13 protein-coding genes are annotated in these 18,061 nt (G+C 71.8%); 12 read left to right on the top strand and 1 reads right to left on the bottom strand.

Annotated features, from left to right (window positions below; translation table 11 throughout):
• Nucleotides 1–3: 3 nt before the first annotated feature.
• From KQY30_RS32920 to KQY30_RS32865, 12 genes are all read left to right on the top strand, one after another.
• Nucleotides 4–705, top strand: a complete 702-nt coding sequence (locus KQY30_RS32920; protein ID WP_217310182.1) for a hypothetical protein — start codon at nt 4–6, stop codon at nt 703–705.
• Nucleotides 702–1,409, top strand: a complete 708-nt coding sequence (locus tag KQY30_RS32915) for a hypothetical protein (RefSeq protein WP_217310181.1) — start codon at nt 702–704, stop codon at nt 1,407–1,409. Before KQY30_RS32920 ends, KQY30_RS32915 begins: the two co-directional genes overlap by 4 nt.
• 8 nt (nt 1,410–1,417) lie before the next feature.
• Nucleotides 1,418–1,762: a LysM peptidoglycan-binding domain-containing protein gene (locus KQY30_RS32910; protein WP_217310180.1), complete on the top strand. Its 345-nt coding sequence runs from the start codon at nt 1,418–1,420 to the stop codon at nt 1,760–1,762.
• Nucleotides 1,755–2,894 (top strand): hypothetical protein, encoded by a 1,140-nt coding sequence (locus KQY30_RS32905; protein WP_217310179.1) that lies wholly within the window; start codon nt 1,755–1,757, stop codon nt 2,892–2,894. Before KQY30_RS32910 ends, KQY30_RS32905 begins: the two co-directional genes overlap by 8 nt.
• Before the next feature lie 73 nt (nt 2,895–2,967).
• Nucleotides 2,968–3,495: a phage baseplate assembly protein V gene (locus tag KQY30_RS32900; protein WP_217310178.1), complete on the top strand. Its 528-nt coding sequence runs from the start codon at nt 2,968–2,970 to the stop codon at nt 3,493–3,495.
• A gap of 77 nt (nt 3,496–3,572) precedes the next feature.
• Entirely contained in the window at nt 3,573–3,917 is a 345-nt protein-coding gene (locus tag KQY30_RS32895) for a hypothetical protein (protein WP_254407436.1), read from the top strand.
• A complete protein-coding gene (locus KQY30_RS32890) occupies nt 3,914–4,291 on the top strand; it encodes a GPW/gp25 family protein (protein WP_217310176.1) in 378 nt (125 codons plus the stop codon). The genes KQY30_RS32895 and KQY30_RS32890 overlap by 4 nt, the downstream gene beginning before the upstream one ends.
• Complete coding sequence (locus KQY30_RS32885; protein WP_217310175.1) at nt 4,288–7,533, top strand: putative baseplate assembly protein; 3,246 nt, start codon at nt 4,288–4,290, stop codon at nt 7,531–7,533. Before KQY30_RS32890 ends, KQY30_RS32885 begins: the two co-directional genes overlap by 4 nt.
• Nucleotides 7,530–11,330 carry a putative baseplate assembly protein gene (locus KQY30_RS32880; RefSeq protein WP_217310174.1) on the top strand — a complete coding sequence of 1,267 codons (3,801 nt, stop codon included), beginning with the start codon at nt 7,530–7,532 and terminating at the stop codon, nt 11,328–11,330. The genes KQY30_RS32885 and KQY30_RS32880 overlap by 4 nt, the downstream gene beginning before the upstream one ends.
• A complete protein-coding gene (locus KQY30_RS32875) occupies nt 11,327–13,555 on the top strand; it encodes a hypothetical protein (protein ID WP_217310173.1) in 2,229 nt (742 codons plus the stop codon). The genes KQY30_RS32880 and KQY30_RS32875 overlap by 4 nt, the downstream gene beginning before the upstream one ends.
• A 143-nt stretch (nt 13,556–13,698) precedes the next feature.
• Nucleotides 13,699–15,261, top strand: a complete 1,563-nt coding sequence (locus KQY30_RS32870; protein ID WP_217310172.1) for a DUF6519 domain-containing protein — start codon at nt 13,699–13,701, stop codon at nt 15,259–15,261.
• 43 nt (nt 15,262–15,304) lie between these two features.
• On the top strand, nt 15,305–16,189 hold the full coding sequence (locus KQY30_RS32865; RefSeq protein WP_217310171.1) for a peptidoglycan-binding protein: 885 nt from the start codon (nt 15,305–15,307) through the stop codon (nt 16,187–16,189).
• Between the two features lie 155 nt (nt 16,190–16,344).
• On the opposite strand, the gene KQY30_RS32860 is transcribed toward KQY30_RS32865, so the two are convergent.
• Nucleotides 16,345–18,033 (bottom strand): IclR family transcriptional regulator C-terminal domain-containing protein, encoded by a 1,689-nt coding sequence (locus KQY30_RS32860; protein WP_217310170.1) that lies wholly within the window; start codon nt 18,031–18,033, stop codon nt 16,345–16,347.
• Between the last annotated feature and the right edge of the window lie 28 nt (nt 18,034–18,061).

Here is an 18,061-nt window from a genome sequence, read left to right as displayed (position 1 = left end):
CACATGCTCAACCACTTGGAATCCAAGCACATGTCTTCACTCAACAGGATTCGCCAGGCTTCCGGGATCGAGATCGTTGACGAAGTACAGGGTGAGCCCGGAAGCTCCTTCTCAGACCTCCTGCCGCTCAACGAATTCAATGAAGGCTGGACCGATGTGACACTGGACGAACAAATGCTCAATGAAGCCATCAGGATCCCTGGCCTAGCCATCAACTGGCACACCAATGAGCCACTACCGGACTTTTTCGGCGAGTATCGAATTCCGGATCCATTCGAAATCTTGATGCAACCGCCCGACCCTGCAGCAGATTCCATCCCCGCCGGTTTCAAGAGAGAATTCGTCCGCCAGCTGCGATATATCGATAGCGCATATCGATCTGGCGTCGGCTCAATGACATACCTGCGAATGAAACCGAGAACTTCACCGCTGGAAATTTGGCACTATGATCTCGCGCGCATCGGCGGCGGCCCGTACCCTATTGGCTACATTAAACTCGACCTGACATATCACCAGTACTTGGAGACTCTAGTCCTCACAAAGGGGACACGGGGGTGGCAGTATTTGTTTGCCGATGTGTCATTCCGCGATCTAGCGCTCGGAGATATCGGTGATTCAGTCAAGAAAATGACGGATGTCTTCCCCCGACTGTTTCCCGAGCATGACTACACATCTCTTCAACGGCGATTGGAAGAAAGACTGTGACCCGCTACGCCGACATACCCAAGCCCATTCGGTCCGGCATCGTCATCGTCGATCCCGAGCGCGGTACCCCCCAGCGCATCATCGTCCTCCAGTTCAACCCCGACACCCTCGAACGCTCCGTCGCGCCCCGGGCCGCCGGAGGCAGCGGTGACTCCGGCGGGGGCGGTAGTGGAAGTGGGGACCGAAACGAGGCCCTTCGGCTCAAGGGGCCCGCTCAGGAGACTTGGAAGTTCACCGCCGAGATCGACGCCACCGATCAGCTCGATGTCGCCGCTCCCGACGGGATTCATCCTCAGCTCGCCGTGCTGGAGATGCTCGTGCAGCCCACCACCGCGCAGCTCCGGGCCGCCTCGCGGCTCGCGCAGAACGGGTCCATCGAGATCAGTCCCATCGAGACGCCGCTGACGCTCTTCACCTGGGGGAGCAAGCGGGTGATGCCCGTGCGGCTCACCGAGTTGTCCGTCAATGAGTCGGCGTTCGACGTGAATCTGAATCCCATCCGGGCCTCGCTCAGCATCGGGCTGAAGGTGCTGACCGTCAGTGATCTGCCGGCCGGGCATCGCGGGGCCGAGTTGTATCTCGCGCATCTCGCCCAGAAGGAGCGGCTCGCCGGGGCCGCTGTCGGTGGACAGCTCGGGAGCCTTGGGCTCAGTGGCGGAATCAATGGCGGGATCAATGGCGCAGCAACCGGGACGGGGAGGTAGCGGACACAGTGGTCGAGCCCTATGAGAGTGCCTGGGACGGGATACCCGGCGCCCATCCGTACCCCCGCTCCAGCCGGTATCACGACGCCGAGATCGGGGTGCACCGCATGGCCGACGGCACCGAAGTCCGGTACACCAAGCGGCGGTTACTGCCGGCCCTGAACGAAACGGAGACCGCACCGCACACCGTCAGCAGCGGCGAGCGGCCCGATCAGCTCGGGCAGCGGTACTTCGGCGATCCCGGGCAGTGGTGGCAGATCGCCGACGCCAATCCGATCCTTGATCCGGGCGAGCTGACCGGTGAGCCGGGGCGGGTCATCGAGATTCCGCTGCCAGGTGGGTTCCGTGGCTGACGAACCCATCGGGAACGGGCCCGTACACCTCACCCTGCACATGGGCCCCAAGCTCACCCGGCCCGTGCCCGCCGAGGTGACCGAGGCGCTGCTCTCCGCGCAGATCACCACAACCGCCGGGGAGCGGAGCGGATTTCAGATCGCGTTCGATCTGACCAAGAAAGGGGTGATCACCCAACGGCTGCTGCCCGAGGGGTATTTCGATCCCCGGACGCGGGTGATCGTCACGGCCACCGTCAAAGGGACGCCCACCGTCCTGCTCGACGGGCTGATCGTGCGGCAGGAGGTCGGCGCCAGCAACCAGCCGGGGCAGACCACCCTCACCGTCACGGGCGAGGACCTCACCCTGCTGCTGGACCTCGAAGAGCGGACCGACCGGTATCCCAATCTCGCGCCCTCGCAGCGCGTCGAGCGAATCCTCGCCAAGTACGCCGACTACGGGATCGACACACGCATCATCCGCGAGCAGATCCAGCAGCCGCCCAACGAACAGCGCCGCGTGGACTATCAGACCGGGACCGACCTCCAGTATGTGAATGACCTGGCCAAGGCCAACGGGTTCACGTTCTATCTCGATCCCGGACCCGTTCCCGGCCGCTCCACCGCGTTCTGGGGGCCCGAACAGCGCCTCGGCCGGCGCCAGCACGCGCTCAACGTCAACATGGACAACAACTCCACCGTCGACCAGCTCACCTTCGCGTACGACGGAACCGCCCGCGAGGAACCGCAGGCGCGCGTGCAGGACCCCAAGTCGCGCGATTCCACCCTGCTCGCCCAGCCCGACATCAGCCCGCTGCGGCCGCCGCTCGGACGGCGCGCCACCCCCGCGCTCAAACGCAGAACGCTCTCCGGCACGGCCAAGATGGACCAGGGGCAGGCCGAGGCCACCGCGCTCGCGCGGGCGGCCACCTCCGCCGACGCCATCTCCGGCTCCGGATCGCTGGACGTCAACCGCCACGGGTACGTGCTGCGTCCGCGCGAGCTGGTCGGGGTGCGGGGCGCCGGGGTGACGTACGACGGCGACTACTACGTCAAGTCCGTGACGCACAACCTCAGGCCCGGCTCGTACCAGCAGAACTTCACGCTCTCCCGCGAGGGACTGATCGCCCGCAGCGGAACCGTACGCCCATAAGCCACGCCAGTAAGCCACGCCCATAAGCCCAGAACACCCGCACTGACCAGCGACGACCAGGAGACAACGCCCCATGGCGGCACCGAACAGCAACCGCTTCCTCGGCAAGTTCCGGGGCCGGGTCATCGACAACAAGGACCCGCTGAAGCTCGGACGGATCACCGCCCAGGTCCCCGACGTGCTCGGCGACGAGGCGTCCACCTGGGCGCTGCCCTGTCTGCCGTTCACGGGGCGCCGGTCGGGCCAGTACGCCGTGCCGGAGATCGGCGCGGGCGTGTGGATCGAGTTCGAGCAGGGGGACGCCAGCTTCCCGGTCTGGACCGGTTGCTGGTACGGGGACGCCGCCGAGCTGCCGCCCCGGGCGAGCGCCGAACTGCCCGCGTCCCAGCCGGTGGTGATCCAGACGCCCGGCGATCACAAGCTGGTCATGTCGGACGTGCCGGGCGGTACGGGGATTCTGCTGGAGGCCAAGGGCGGGGCGTACATCCAGATCGACGAGAAGGGCGTGACCGTCGGCAACGGCAAGGGCGCGTCGATCGTGCTGATAGGCGACGAGGTCAACATCAACGAGGGCCGGCTGATCGTGCCGAAGAAGCGATAGCCGCGACAGCGACAGCAAGAGCGACAGCGACAGCAACAGCAACAGCGATGAGGACCAACAGAACGGGGAGAAGAGTCTTGTCCGGCAACGGCAATCTCGTGAACGGCGGGTCCGCCATCAACTGCCCGCACGGCGGCCGGGTCTCACCCCCCGCCGCCCCGTCGTCCGCGGTACGGATCGACGGCCGGCCCGTGCCCACCGCGACCGATGTATTCACGGTCAGCGGCTGCCGGCACACCGTCGACGGGGTACCGCAGCCGTGCGTCTCCGTCCGCTGGACGCCGGACCGCGACGGTGTGCTGATCGACGGCGTGCCCGTACTGCTCCACACCACGGGCGCGGTCTGCTTCAGCGCCGCGCTGGTGCCGCAGGGTGCGCCGGTCGTCGGCCACGTGGCCTCGCGGGAGGTGTCGTCACGATGACGACGGTACGGAGCGACATCGCCTTCCCCTTCCGTGCCGACCGGCGCGGACGCACCGCGCACGCCGCGTACGACGCCCATGTGCGCGATCTGATCGAGCAGTTGCTCTTCACCTCCCCCGGCGAGCGTGTGATGCGGCCCGACTTCGGGTGCGGTCTGCTCGATCTGGTCTTCACCCCGAACAGCCCGGAACTGGCCTCCGCCCTGGAGCTGTCCGTACAGGCCTCGCTCCAGCGCTGGCTGGGTGAACTCATCGAGGTGGAGGCGCTGGACGTGGTGAGCGAGGAGAACGTGGTGCGGGTGTATCTGCGGTACGTGGTGCGTTCCACAGCGAGCCGGCGCGACGAGGTGTTCGAGGGGAGCGGCCCGGTATGAACGACCCCCGCGACCCCCGCGACACACCCGACACCCACAGCCCCCGTGACACCCACGGCCCTCGTGGCCCTCGCCACCTCCACAACCGCCGCGCCGGAGTCCGTGCCGCGCGCCTCGGCGGTGTCGACGCGGTCGAGGCCGGTGACGACGGGCTGACCCTCACCGTCACCTTCCTCGGCAAGGCGCCCCACGGTGTGTCCCCGGAGAACGTACAGATCGACGGCGGCCGCCGGATCACCGGTATCGAGGCGGTCGAAGTGGCCGTCGAGCGCGAGGAGGACCCGGAGCTGGACGACCGGCTGTTCGTCACGCTCGACCGTACCGGCGACAGCTCCCGGTACCGGCTCTCCCTCGTCGACACCGATCCGTACGGCCGGCCGGGCACGGAGCCGTTTCCCGGCTTCGACCAGCGGTATTTCCAGGCCGAGTTCACCTTCCGCCCCGACTCCCCCGGCCCCGTCGTCCCCTTCGACCGCGCGGACCACGGACCCGGGCCCGGCCTCCCGTACCCGCCCTCACCGGTCATCGACTACACCGCGCGCGACTACGACACGATCCGCCGGCTGATCCTGGACCGGCTGGCACTCACCACCCCCGCGTGGACCGAACGCAATGCCGCCGACCTCGGCATCACACTGGTCGAACTCCTCGCCCAGGCCGCCGACCGGATCAGTTACCAGCAGGACGCGGTCGCCACCGAGGCGTATCTCGACACGGCCCGCCGCCGGGTCTCCGTACGCCGCCATGTGCGGCTCATCGACTACCCGATGCACGACGGGTGCAACGCCCGCGCGTTCGTCGCGGTCGAGACCGTACGTCAACTGACCCTGCTCCCTGGCACGTTCCGCTTCGCTGCGGTCGATGTCCGTACGCTGGGCCCGCGCGACCGGCCCGAGATCGGCACCGTCATCGACGACCGGGATCTGGCGGCGCTGGAGGAGCGCGGTTCGGTGGAGGTGTTCGAACCGCTGGTGGCCGAGGAGCCGCTGGTGCTGCGTCCCGCGCACAACACCATCCGTTTCTGGACCTGGGGCGATGACGTGTGTTCGCTGCCCGCCGGTGCCACCGCCGCGACACTGAGGGACGAGTGGACGGACGAGAAGTGCGAGGACCGTGCGCTGGATCTGGCGCCGGGTGATCTGCTGCTGTTCGAGGAGGTACGGGGGCCGCGCTCCGGCACACCCGGGGACGCCGATCCGGCGCACCGGCACGCCGTACGCCTCACCTCGGTCACTCCGCTGGTGGACCGGCTGGCGGACCAGCCTGTGCTGGAGGTCACCTGGGCACGGGAGGACGCGCTCGCCCTCCCCTTCTGTCTGTTCACCCGCGGTGGCCCGGACTGTGAGCCGGTCGGGGATGTGAGTGTGGCGCGCGGCAATGTGGTGCTCGTCGACCACGGCCGGTCGACCGCCTTCCACGGAAGCGAATCCGGCACACACGGAGGCGGGTCCGAGACGGTCACCGTGCCGCCCGCGCCCGCCGTACCCGGCTCCTGCGATCCGCCGGGCTTCGGCTGCTGGGACCGGAACGCGGGAAACGCGACGGCCGCGCTCATCAACTCCCTTCTGGGCCAGGCGCGTCACGGCCGCTCGCTGACGGTGCACCAGATCCGCGAGCTGTTCACCGTGGTCGGCGAGGACGCGACCGTACGGGCCGGTCTCGGGCTGGAGAGCGCGGGCCGGCGGACCGAGAAGGTCGTCCCCGGCACCGCCTACGCACAGGCGGAGGCGCTCGGCGCCCTGCTGGCGCAGGTCACCTATCCGGGAATCCGGCCGCGCTTCCGGCCGGTGCTGGGCCGCTCGCCGGTCGTCCAGGCCGTACCGTTCCCAGAACCCCGCCAGGTCTCGGCCGGGCAGGCCGACCGGCTGGCGGCGATCCCGGGACGGGTGCGGCAGCGGCTGGTGGAGCTGTGGCGCGGTGCCCGCGACCGCGACGGTCTCGCCGAGCCCGAAGTCGCGGAGCTGACCGTGCTGTTCGGGTTACGGCTGCTGGAGCGGCTCGAACTGCGCCGCCATCCGGTCCGTGCGCTGCGCGAGTTGCTGCACCGGAGCGAGCGGCTGCTGGCGGCGAAGCTGCGCCGCCTTGAGGTGCTGACGGCACGTGCCCGCGCGGGCACGGTGCTGGACGGCGGCATCGCCTGGGAGATCGCGCACACCTGGGGCGGTCCGTACGCGGCCGGACTGCATCCCGGCGAGCCGGTGCTGCGCGGCCCCGCCGCCGCGCTCGTCCAGGACCCCAGGGCCGCACTGCCCGCGGTGACCGTGGCGGACGGCGACGAGCACTGGACTCCCCGGCGCGATCTGCTCACCAGCGGCCCCCGTGACCGCCACTTCGTCGGCGAGCTGGAGAACGACGGCCGGATCGCCCTGCGCTTCGGTGACGGACGGCACGGCGCCCGGCCGGGGCCGGGCGCCCGGCTGGAGCTGCGCCACCGCCTCGGCGGCGGTACGGCGGGCAATGTCGGCGCGGAGGCCATCAACCATCTCGTACTGGTCCGTGATCCCGACGCGACCGACGCCGGGGACCCGATGCCGGTGGCGGGGGTGCGCAATCCGCTTCCCGCCGTCGGCGGCACCGAGCCCGAACCCGTGGAGCAGGTGCGGCAGTTGGCCCCGCTCGATCTGAGGCGCGCGCGGCTGCGGGCCGTCACCGCCGAGGACTACGCGGCGCTGGCGTCGAAACTCCCGGGAGTGGCGCGGGCGGCGGCGGAGATCCGCTGGACCGGCAGTGTCCAGGAGGCGCATGTCGCCGTGGACGCGCTGGGCTCCGCCGAGCCCTCCGCCGCACTGCTCGACTCGGTGTCGTACGCCCTGGAGAGCTACCGCAGGATCGGCCACGATCTGGTGGTCGGCCCCGCCCGTGCCGTACCGCTGGACATCGTCCTGGCGGTGTGTGCCGCGCCCGGCCGGCAGCACGGGCAGATCCTGGCGGAGCTGTACGGGCTGCTGGGCGGCGGGCGGCTGTCCGGCGGGCGGCTGGGCTTCTTCCACCCCGACGCGCTGACCTTCGGCGAACCGGTGCGGCTCAGCCGTCTGGTGGCCACGGCTGCGGCCGTCCAGGGCGTGGCGAGCGTACGGGTGACCCGGCTGAGCCGGCTCTTCGACGACGACCCGCTCGACCGCACCGCACTGGAGGCGGGTGTGCTGCGGCTCGGCCCGCTGGAGGTCGCGCGCTGCGACAACGACCCGGACCGGCCGGAGAACGGCCGGCTGACGATCGAACTGGGCGGAGGTCCGCGATGACCTGCACACACGCCGGCTGCGGCTGCGGCGGGCACGACGAGCGGCACGCTCCCGCGCCCCTCTACAACGCGCCGGGCCGCTCGGCCCTCGACTACCGGGTCGGTGAGTACGGCTCGTTCCTGGCGGCGATGCTCGACCGGCTCGCCTCCCCCGCGTATCCGGCGCTGCGCGGACTGACCGTCCGTACCCCCGACGACCCGGCGATCGGGCTGCTGGATGCCTGGGCGGTCGTGGGCGATCTGCTGACCTTCCACTCCGAGCGGATCGCCGACGAGGGCTATCTGCGCACCGCCGACGACCACCGCTCGCTGGTGCTGCTGGGGCGTCTGGTCGGGCACCGGCCGCGGCCCGGGATCGCGGCCGACGCCTTTCTGGCGTACACACTGGACCGGGATCCGCGGGCGGCGGACCTGCCGGTGCTGATCCCGCGCGGAGCGCGCAGCAACAGCGTGCCCGCCTCCGCGACCGAGGAGTCGCAGGCGTTCGAGACGAGCGAGGACCTCACGGCCCGCTCGGCCTGGAACGAACTGGCGGTCCGCAGGCGCCGCCCGACCCGCCTCACCGTTGACGATCTGCGCCGCCGCTCGGAGATCGACATCTCGGGGACCGGGACCTCCCTCCAGACCGGCGACAAGCTGCTGTTCGTCTTCGGCGGGGAGGAGCCGGACACCGGCGGGCGGCGGCTGCTGCTTCCGGTCGCGCGGGTCAGGATCGACCGGGACGACGATGTGACGGCGATCGGGCTGCCGGAGTCCGCCCCGCCGACGCTGAGCGAGCTGGTGGCGGAGCTGCGGAAGTGGATCGCCGAGGACGAACGTGAGGGCGGGGGCGGGGAGCCCACTCCGGACCGGCCCCATCCCCGGCCGGTCAGCCTGATCATCGAGGAGTTCGACGGGCAGGTGCTGGCGCCGCTGCGTGCCGATCTGGACGGGATCACCACTGCGGCGCAGTTCGCCCGGCGGCTCGCGGATCCGTACGAACGGCTCGCCGAGGCACAGGCGGTGGCCGCTCCGTACGAGGAAGTGGCCGCCTGGTTCGAGCGGTTGGAGGCGGTGATCGGTGAACTGATCGAGCGGGCGGGCGAATTGGCGCCCTCCCAGCCGGTGCCGCCGGACTCTTCGGCTTCGTCCGGCAGTTCGGCCGCGATGCGGGCGCTCGGCGCCGTGCTGCCCGCCCTGCGCGCTCGTACGGCGGGCCCGCCGGCGGCGTCCCGGGCACGGGCGTACGATCCCGCGGCGTTTTTCGCGTCCGGCTCGGACCTGGGCGCGCAGGTGCTCGCCGCGCTCGATCCGCGGGTGGCGGACGGACTGTACGCGGCCTGGCGCGGCGCCACCGTGCCGCGCACGGCCGGAACCGCCGCCGCTCCGACTCCCGTGCCCGGTCTGCTGCGTGAACTCCAGACCCTGCGGGTGACCGCCGCGCCGTTCGGCGCGACCGCGCCGCTCAAGCCGGTGCAGGACGAGCGGGGCCGGGTGGTCCGGCAGACGGACTGGCCGCTCGACGGCGCCGCGCTCACCACCATGCGGGTGGTGTACGACACGGCGGGCCGGGTTCCCGTACGCGCCGAGTTCCAGCACACGGAGCTCGGTTCCTCGGCTCAGCGTTCCGAGAATCTGCCCGCGGAGACCAGCTTCGAGCTGCCGCCGGGACGGGGCACGCTGATGACCCGCTCCGCGCAGGACCGGGATCTGAGCTGGCTGGCGCGGCGCCCGGCCGAGTCCCAGGAGCCGGGCGTGACGGCCCAGTTGGAGCCCGGTCTGCCGGAGCTGAAGCTGTTCGTGTCCCGGCCCGGCGAGGACGGGCGGGTCCATGTCGGCGTGCAGAACGGGGACCCGCTGGACTGGTATCTGTCCCCCGGCGAGTACAAGCGGGCCGCCCACGGCGGCTTCGAGGTGCACGCGCGCTACACCGTCGGCGGTGAGCCGGCGAATGTCGAGATCGGCATCGTGACCGTGCCCGAGCGCGCCGATCTCCATGTGCTGCCGCTCGATTCGGTGCAGGACGGGATCACGGTGGGGAGCTGGGTGGCCGTCGAGCGCCCCCGCAAAGGCGCAGAGGGGCCCGACGGCATCCCCGGCGACAGGAATCTGGCGTCGGTGAAGACCCGGGTGACGGCCGTGCGCACCGCCGCGTACACCAACTACGGCATCACGGGCCGGGGCACCGAACTGACGCTCGCCGAGCCGTGGCTGGACAAGCACGATGTGCTGCTGTCGATGATCCGGGACACCACCGTGCACGCGGGCGGCCAGTCGCTGCGCCTGGCGGGCGAGCCGCTGGGCGAGGACGTGCACGGCAATGAGATCGAACTGGCGGAGCTGTACGACGGGTTGCGGCCGGGGCGGCATCTCGTGGTGTCCGGCGAGCGCACCGACATCCCCGGGACGGCGGGGGTGCGCGGCACCGAACCGGCCGTGATCGCGGCGGTGGAGCAGCATCTCGATCCGCTGCTGCCCGGTGACCATGTCCATACGAGGCTGGTGCTCACCGCGGATCTGGTCCACCGCTACCGCCGGGACACGGTCCGGATCCAGGGCAATGTGGTGCCTGCCACGCACGGTGAGAGCCGTGACGAGCCGATCGGCAGCGGTGACGCCGACCGGACCAATCAGACGTTCACGCTGTGGCAGTCGCCGCTGACCTGGCTGCCCGCCGACAATCCGCTGGGCGCGCGGCCGACGCTGGAGGTGCGCGTCGACGGTCTGCTCTGGCACGAGGTGGACAGTCTGGCGGGACGCGGTCCGCGCGAGCGCGTGTATGTCACGGGGACGGCCGCGGACGGACGGACGACGGTGACCTTCGGCGACGGTGTGTTCGGCGCGCGGCTGCCCACCGGGCACGAGAACGTCCGGGCCCGCTACCGCTTCGGCACCGGCCGGGCCGCCAATCTGCCGGCGGACCGGATCACCCAGGCGGTGACCCGGCCGCTGGGGGTCACCGCGGTCACCAATCCGCTGCCGGCGACGGGCGGTTCGGACGCCGACGGCCCCGGGCTGACGCGGCGTACCATCCCGCTCGCGGTCTCGGCGCTCGACCGGCTGGTGTCGGTGGCGGACTACGAGGACTTCGCGCGCTCGCGGGCGGGCATCGGCCGGGCGTCGGCCCGCGAGCTCTTCGACGGGCGGCGCCGGGTGCTGCATCTCACGGTCGCCGGTGTGGACGACATCCCGGTCGCCGAGGACTCCGAGGTGCTGCGGGCGCTGCGCTTCTCACTCGCCCGGTACGGCGACTCGCGCCTTCCGGTACGGGTGGATGTGCGCGAGCTGGTCCTGCTGCTGCTCGCGGCGCGGGTGAAGGTGGCCCGCGACCACGCCTGGACGGTGGTCGAGCCACGGCTCCGGCAGGCGCTGCTCCATGAATTCGGCAGCGGACGCCGGGAGCTGGGCCGTCCTGCGGTGCTGTCGGACGTGCTGGCGACCGCGCACCGGGTGCCGGGGGTCGACCACGTCGATGTGGACGTCTTCACCGGAGTCCCCGCCTCCGTCACCCCGGACGAGCTGAGCGGGCTCGCGGGCCTGCTCGGTGAGCTGCGTACAGCCGTCCCGGCGCGGCTCGCCTCGTACGACGAGACCGTCCACCGGGTGACGGCCGAGGAGGGCGAGACACTGACGCGGGTCGCCGGCCGGTACGGGATCTCCCTGGCCGGACTGCTGCGCCTGAACCCGGACATCACCGACACCCGGCGGCTCGCGAAGGGCCGCGCGGTGTGTGTCTTCCGTGGCATCAGGCCGGCCCAACTGGCCCTGCTCTCACCGCGGGTCGCTGACACACTGATTCTGACGGAGGTCACCGCATGAGCAGGGAACCGGACGGGCTCGCGGAACTCCTTCCGCAGTGGCACCGGCTGCGTGACGCCACGGCCGGCGAGGGCGGCGGAGCGGGCGGGGGCGGTGAGCCGCTGCGGGCGCTGCTCGCGGTGATCGCCGAGCAGGTCGACCGGGTACGGGACGGGGTCGAGCAGGGTTACGAAGACTGGTTCGTGGAGACCGCCGCGCCGTGGGTACTGCCGTATCTCGGCGATCTGGTCGGACACACCCCGCTGCCCGGTTACGAGCGGGTCCAGGCGATAGGGCTCAACGGCGGTACGGGCGCGGGCGGTTCGCATTCGCGCGAGCTGCTGGCCGAGGCGCTGGCACCGCGCCGCGATGTCGCGGCGACCGTCGCCAACCGGCGGCACAAGGGCACCCTGGCCCTGTTGGAGGAGCTGGCCGACGCGGTCGCCGGATGGCCCTCGCGGGCCGTCGAGTTCTCCCGGCTGGTCTCCCACCAGCAGCCGGTCGGGCTGTACGGATCGGGGACGGCGGCCGTGAACGCCCGGCGGCTGGAGCGCGGCCGGCTCGCGGACGTACGGGAGGGCGCGGCGCTGGATCTGGCGGGCGGTCCGTTCGGCACGACCGCCCGGTCGGTGGATGTACGGCGGGCCGGCTCGTCCCGTACCCAGGGGGGCAACTCCCCTGCGGGCGTCGGCCTGTTCGTATGGCGGCTGAAGCCGTACCACGTGACCGGGGCGCCCGCGTACTGCGTCGACCGGGCCCGTAACCTCTACACGTTCTCGATCCTGGGCAATGACACTCCGCTGGTGACGAAGCCGGTGCCCGAGCCGTCGGCCACGCATGTCGCGACGGTCGACAACGTCCCCGCGTACATCCGCCGCAGGCAGTTGGCCGACCGGCTCGCCGACTACTACGGGCCCGGCAAGAGCTTCACGATCCGGTGCGACGGGCGCGAGGAGCCGGTGCCGATGTCGGACCTCGTCGTGGCGGATCTGTCGGACTGGCGCTACCGGCCCAAACGCGGGCAGGTCGCCGTGGACCCGGTGCTCGGCCGGATCGCGTTCGGCTCGCGGTCCGCACCGCGCCAGGGTGTCTGGGTCACCTACCACTACGCGTTCGCGGACGACACGGGCGGCGGCGAGTATCCGCGCGACCGGGAGACATCACCGACGGCGGCCGTCTACCGGGTGGGTCCCGGCCAGACCCACCGGCGGATCATGGACGCCTACGGCGAGTGGCGCGACGACCGGCGGGCCGGGCGCTGCGGTCCGGACGGCGTCATCGAGATCACGCACAGCGGCGCCTATCAGGAGCAGCTCGACTTCGATCTCGAACCCGGCGACCGGCTGGAGCTGAGGGCGGCCGAGGGCACCCGTCCGGTGATCCGGCTGCTCGACTGGTACAGCAACCGCCCCGACGCGCTGAACATCCGCGCGCGGGAGGACGACGGGAGCAGCGGCGGAAACGGGGGCGGCGCAGCTCCGGCCCGGGCGCCGCGGATCGTGCTGGACGGACTGCTGGTCACCGGGCGCGGCCTCCATGTCAGCGGTCCGGTCGGCGCGGTGGTGCTGCGGCACTGCACCCTCGTCCCCGGCTGGTCGCTGGAGCCCGGGTGCACACCGCACTCCCCCGAGGAACCGAGCCTCGTCCTGGACAGGACCACCGCCTGTGTCGCGATCGAGCGGAGCGTCCTCGGCACGATCGAGGTGATCGGCGACGAGGTGGGCGACGATCCGCTGCCGATCCATGTCCGCGACAGCATCCTGGACGCCACCGGCCACGACCGGGCCGCACTGTCCGCCCCTGACTGCCGCCACGCCCATGCCGTCCTGCACGCGTACCGCACCACCGTCATCGGCGAGATCCACACCCACGCGGTGGAGATCGCCGAGGACAGCGTCTTCACCGGGCGGATGCGGGTGGCCAGGCGGGGCACCGGCCGGCTGCGCTTCTCGTACGTACCGCCCGGCTCGCGCACCCCGCGCCGCCATCGCTGCCAGCCGGATCTGGTGGGGAGCGAGGACGCGGAGCGGGTACGGCCGCTCTTCACCGGCGGGCGGTACGGCACGCCGGCGTACGCGCAGCTCGCCGCCGGCTGCGCCGAGGAGATCAAGCGGGGCGCGGAGGACGGCTCCGAGATGGGCGCCTTCCACGATCTGTACCAGCCGCAGCGCCTGGACAGCCTGCGGGCCCGGCTGGCCGAGTACACCCCGGCCGGCACCGACGCCGGGATCTTCCACGTCACCTGACCCGCCCGCCACCGGGCACCGATCCGCCGGGCACGCCCCGGACCGCACCGTACGACCCGCCAGCCACCGAGCGCCCCGTACGACCCCAGCACCCGCCCGCACCGGACCGCCGAACGCAGAACTTCCGAGGGGGACCCCTTCCCATGCACGCAGACATCTCCCGTCTCACCTTCCGCCCCGACCGGCACTACTCGGCGGTGATCGCCCAGCAGGGCCGGGTCCAGCTCGACGCGGACGCCAATGAGCAGGCCGCGATCCAGCTTCTCCGGGCCCGTACCGTCGCCGCCGATCTGATCGGGCAGCACGGCGGCCCGCGCGGTGCCACCGGCTTCAGGGTGGGTTTCGTGGGCGGCGGCCGGGAGCTGGACGATCTGTCGATCGGCGGCGGCCGCTACTACGTCGACGGCATCGCGCTGGACGCGACGCGCCCGCTGCCCGGCGTCCCGGTGGCGGAGGACGGGCAGCGGGCGGAGGACGGCGAGGCGGCTCCGGAGCCGCCGGTCACCTGGACGTACTGGGACCAGCCGGACGCGTACCGGGACCCGGAGCGCCCCGGCGACCGGCTGCCCGGCCAGTTCCCCTATCTGGTCCATCTGAAGGTGTGGGAGCGCTCGGTCACCGCGGCCGAGGACCCGCTGCTGCGCGAGGTGGCGCTGGGCCCTGCGATGCCCGACACCGCGGCCCGGCTGAAGGTCGTCTGGCAGGTGCTGCCGCTGACCGCCGAGCGGCTGGGGCTGGCGGACGGGGCGTCCGGGGACGAGGTGCGCGCGGCGTTCGCCGAGTGGGCGCGGGCGCAGGCGCCGACGGCCCGGATGGCGGCACGCAGCCGGCGGCCCGAACACACCGACGAGGACCCGTGCCCGGTGCCTCCGGACGCCCAGTACCGGGGCCCGGAGAACCAGATGTACCGGGTGGAGATCCATGACGGCGGCACGGCCGGGGACGCGACGTTCAAGTGGTCGCGCGAGAACGGCTCGGTGACGTTCGTCGTCGACGGACTCGACGGCACCTGGGCCGAGCTGGCCTCGCTCGGCGGTGACGGCAAGCTCGATCTGAACGTCGGCGACTGGGTCGAGCTGGTCGACACCGCCTACATCAGCAGGGGCGAGCCGCTGCCGCTGCTGCGGGTGGAGGAGGTCGATCTGCCGGGACGGCGCGTACGGCTCTCCGGCGAGCCCGATCCGTCGGTGGGGCGGCGTCCCGGACTCCACCCGTATCTGCGGCGCTGGGACCATCCGTCGGGGGCCCGGCACACCGGCGGCCACGGGCCGTCGGGCCGTACGGGACGGGGGGCGCCCAAGTTGCGCCATGGCGCGCTGCGGATCGAGGAGGGCGGCTGGCTGCCGCTGGAGGACGGCGTTCTCGTCTACTTCGAGCCCGGCCGGACCTATCGCTCCGGTGACTTCTGGACCGTACCGGCCCGTACCGCGACGGGTGATGTGGAGTGGCCGACGGACGCGGCACGCCGTCCGCTGTTGCAATCGCCGGACGGGATCGAGGTCCGTTACGCGCCGCTGGCCTGGGTGCCCGGCGAGGGCTCGCCGGTGGATCTGCGGCTGTCGTTCGGCCCGCTGGCGACGCCGGTACCCGCCGCGGACGAGGGCGAACTCGCGGCGGAGGCAGCCGCCGAGGAGGAGGCCCTGGCCGCCGAGCTGGCCGAGTCCGACAGCCGTACGACCGAAACGGACGAGCGGAACGGGCAGTAGGAGCCCGAGAATTGACACATCGCACTTGGGAAGGAGCACCACGATGGCAACTCCTCTGACCGCCGCGAAACTCCTCAAAGCCCTCAAGGACGAGGGCCTGACCGTGGTCGAGCACCGGAGCTGGCGCACACACAACCGCAATCACAAGGGCCCGTGGGGACCGCTGCACGGGGTGATGATCCATCACACCGTCACCTCGGGCACACAGAACTCCGTGGAGCTCTGCTACAACGGCCATTCGACCCTGCCGGGTCCGCTGTGCCACGGGGTGATCGCCAAGGACGGCACGGTCTATCTGGTCGGCAACGGCCGGGCCAATCACGCGGGTTCCGGGGACGACGAGGTCCTGCGGGCGGTGATCAACGAGTCGGCGCTGCCCGCCGACAACGAGGCCAACACCGACGGCAACCGCTATTTCTACGGCTTCGAGTGCGTCAACCTGGGCAATGGCACGGATCCTTGGCCGGCTGCCCAGTTGGAGGCGATCGAGAAGGCCGCGGCCGCGATCTGCCGGGCGCACGGCTGGACCCACCGCTCGGTGATAGGGCACAAGGAGTGGCAGCCGGGCAAGATCGACCCGCGCGGCTTCACCATGGACTCGATGCGCGAGCGCGTCGGAGCGCGCCTCGGCGGCAAGCCGGACGGTCCCGCCAAGCCGCCCGCGTCGAAGCCGCCGGCGAAGTACGAGCCCTTCCCCGGGGCGTCCTTCTTCGCGGCCGGCCGGCGCAGCGCCATCATCACGGCGATGGGCAAGCGGCTGGTGGCGGAGGGGTGCGGGCGCTACCAGGTCGGGCCGAGCCCCGACTGGTCGGACGCCGACAAGAAGTCGTACGCCGCGTGGCAGCGCAAGCTCGGCTACTCGGGCAGCGACGCGGACGGCATCCCCGGCAAGACGAGCTGGGACAAGCTGAAGGTGCCCAACGTCTGAGAGTGCGGGGCGCGTCGGCCCGCCGTACCGCCGCCGTGCGTCCACGCGCACGGACGGAGGGATTCGGTACGGCGGGTACGGCGATACGCGAGCCCCCGCACCGGCCCGGCTCTGCGCGCCTCTGCCCTGCCCGCGGCCCCTGCCGGCCCCGGTCGTCAGGCCGCGGGGATACGGCTGAACCGGCCGGCGACATGGAGATCCGACTCGATACTCCCGGCTGTGGCCCGGAGTTCGGGCAGCACGTCGGTCAGGCACCGCTCGACGGAGCGACGGCTGCTGTGCATGGCGACGTTCACCGCCGCCACCGCGCGCCCCGCCCGGTCGCGCACCGGTACGGCGAGGGAGCGCAGCCCCTCCTCCAACTCCTCGTCGACCAGGGCGTATCCATCGCGCCCCGCCCGCTCCAGAAGCACGGCCAGCTCCGCCCGGTCGGTGACCGTACGCGGAGTCAGGGCGCGCAGTTCGGCGCGGGCGAGCCGGGCGGCCCGCTCCCGCGGCGGCAGCGCGGCCAGCAGCACCCGGCCCATCGAGGCCGCGTACGCCGGGAAGCGGGTGCCGAGGGTGATGTTCACACTCATGATGCGGCCGGTGGCGACGCGTGCCGTGTACTGGATGTCGTCGCCGGTGAGCACCGCCAGGGACGCGGAATCGTGCACCTTCTTGACGAGCGCGGTCAGATGCGGAGTGGCGATCTCGGAGAGTGTGGTGCGGGAGAGCGGCGGACAGCCGAGTGCCAGCACTCGCGGGGTGAGCCGGAAGGTCCGGTCCTCCGCGACGACAAGGCCGAGGTGTTCGAGGGTGATCAGGGCGCGCCGGGCGGTGGCCCTGGCCAGCCCGGTGGCCTCGGCGACGGCGGTGAGTGTCAGTTCGGGGCGCCCCTCGCCGAAGGCCGTCACCACGGTCAGACCACGGGCCAGGGACTCCAGGAACTCCGCGCCGAGCTGCTGCTTGGAGGCGCCGGTCCAGTCGGCGAGCCCGGCCGGGGCGGCGGGCGCGGCGGGCACGGCCGTACGCAGCGTACGTTCCATGCCGGCCACGGCTTCCCGCACCCGGGGCAGCAGCGAGCGGCGCAGTGAGTCGGCGCTGTGCCGGCTGGTGTGGCTGACCGCGCTCACCGCGCAGACGGTACGCCCGTCCGCGTCCCGCACGGGGACGGCGAGGGCGATCAGCCCCGGCTCGATGAGCTGGTCGTCCAGGCCCCAGCCGCGCTCGGCCGCCCGTGCCGTGCGCTCCTCGAAGCCGGGTCCTCCGGGGCCGGGGCCGCGCGGCGGTACGGCGGGGAAGCCGCGGTCCTCGGGGTCGGCCGCCCGGCGCTCCCGCCACCGCGCCCACTCCCGCTCGTCCCAGTCCGCGGCGAACAGCGGTCCGGGCGCGGTGCGTTCGGCGGGCAGCAGATCGCCGATGCGGAAGGTCAGCGACATCGCGCGGCGCCGGGTGGTCTGGTGCACGAAGCGGATGCCGTCGGCGTCGGGCACGGCCAGGGAGACCGACTCGTCGAGTTCCTCGGCGAGCTGCTCGGCGAGCGGGGCGAGCAGGGCGGGGAACCGGAGGGCGCCCAGATAGGCGTTGCCCAGCTCCATCAGACGGGGAGTGAGGGCGGCGGAGTGGCTGTCGAGCCGGAGGTATCCCATCCGCGCGAGGGTCGCGGCGATCCGGTCGGCGGTGGAGCGGGCGAGGCCGGTCGTACGGACCAGATCGCTCAGGGCCGCCCGTCCTCCCGCGTCGCTGATCGCCCGCAGCACGGCGATCCCGCGCATGAGCGGGCCGACGGCCTCGGGGGGCACGGCTTCGGGGGATGCCGCTGGACCGGCGTGGGTTGTGGCGGCGGGACGCGTGGAGGTCATCGGCTCTCCGGTGCAGGGCGTTGACACG

Origin of the sequence: Streptomyces sp. GMY02 (genome assembly GCF_019056675.1) — a bacterium.
GTDB classification, from domain to species: domain Bacteria; phylum Actinomycetota; class Actinomycetes; order Streptomycetales; family Streptomycetaceae; genus Streptomyces; species Streptomyces odonnellii.
This window is presented reverse-complemented; position numbering and strand designations above follow the sequence as displayed.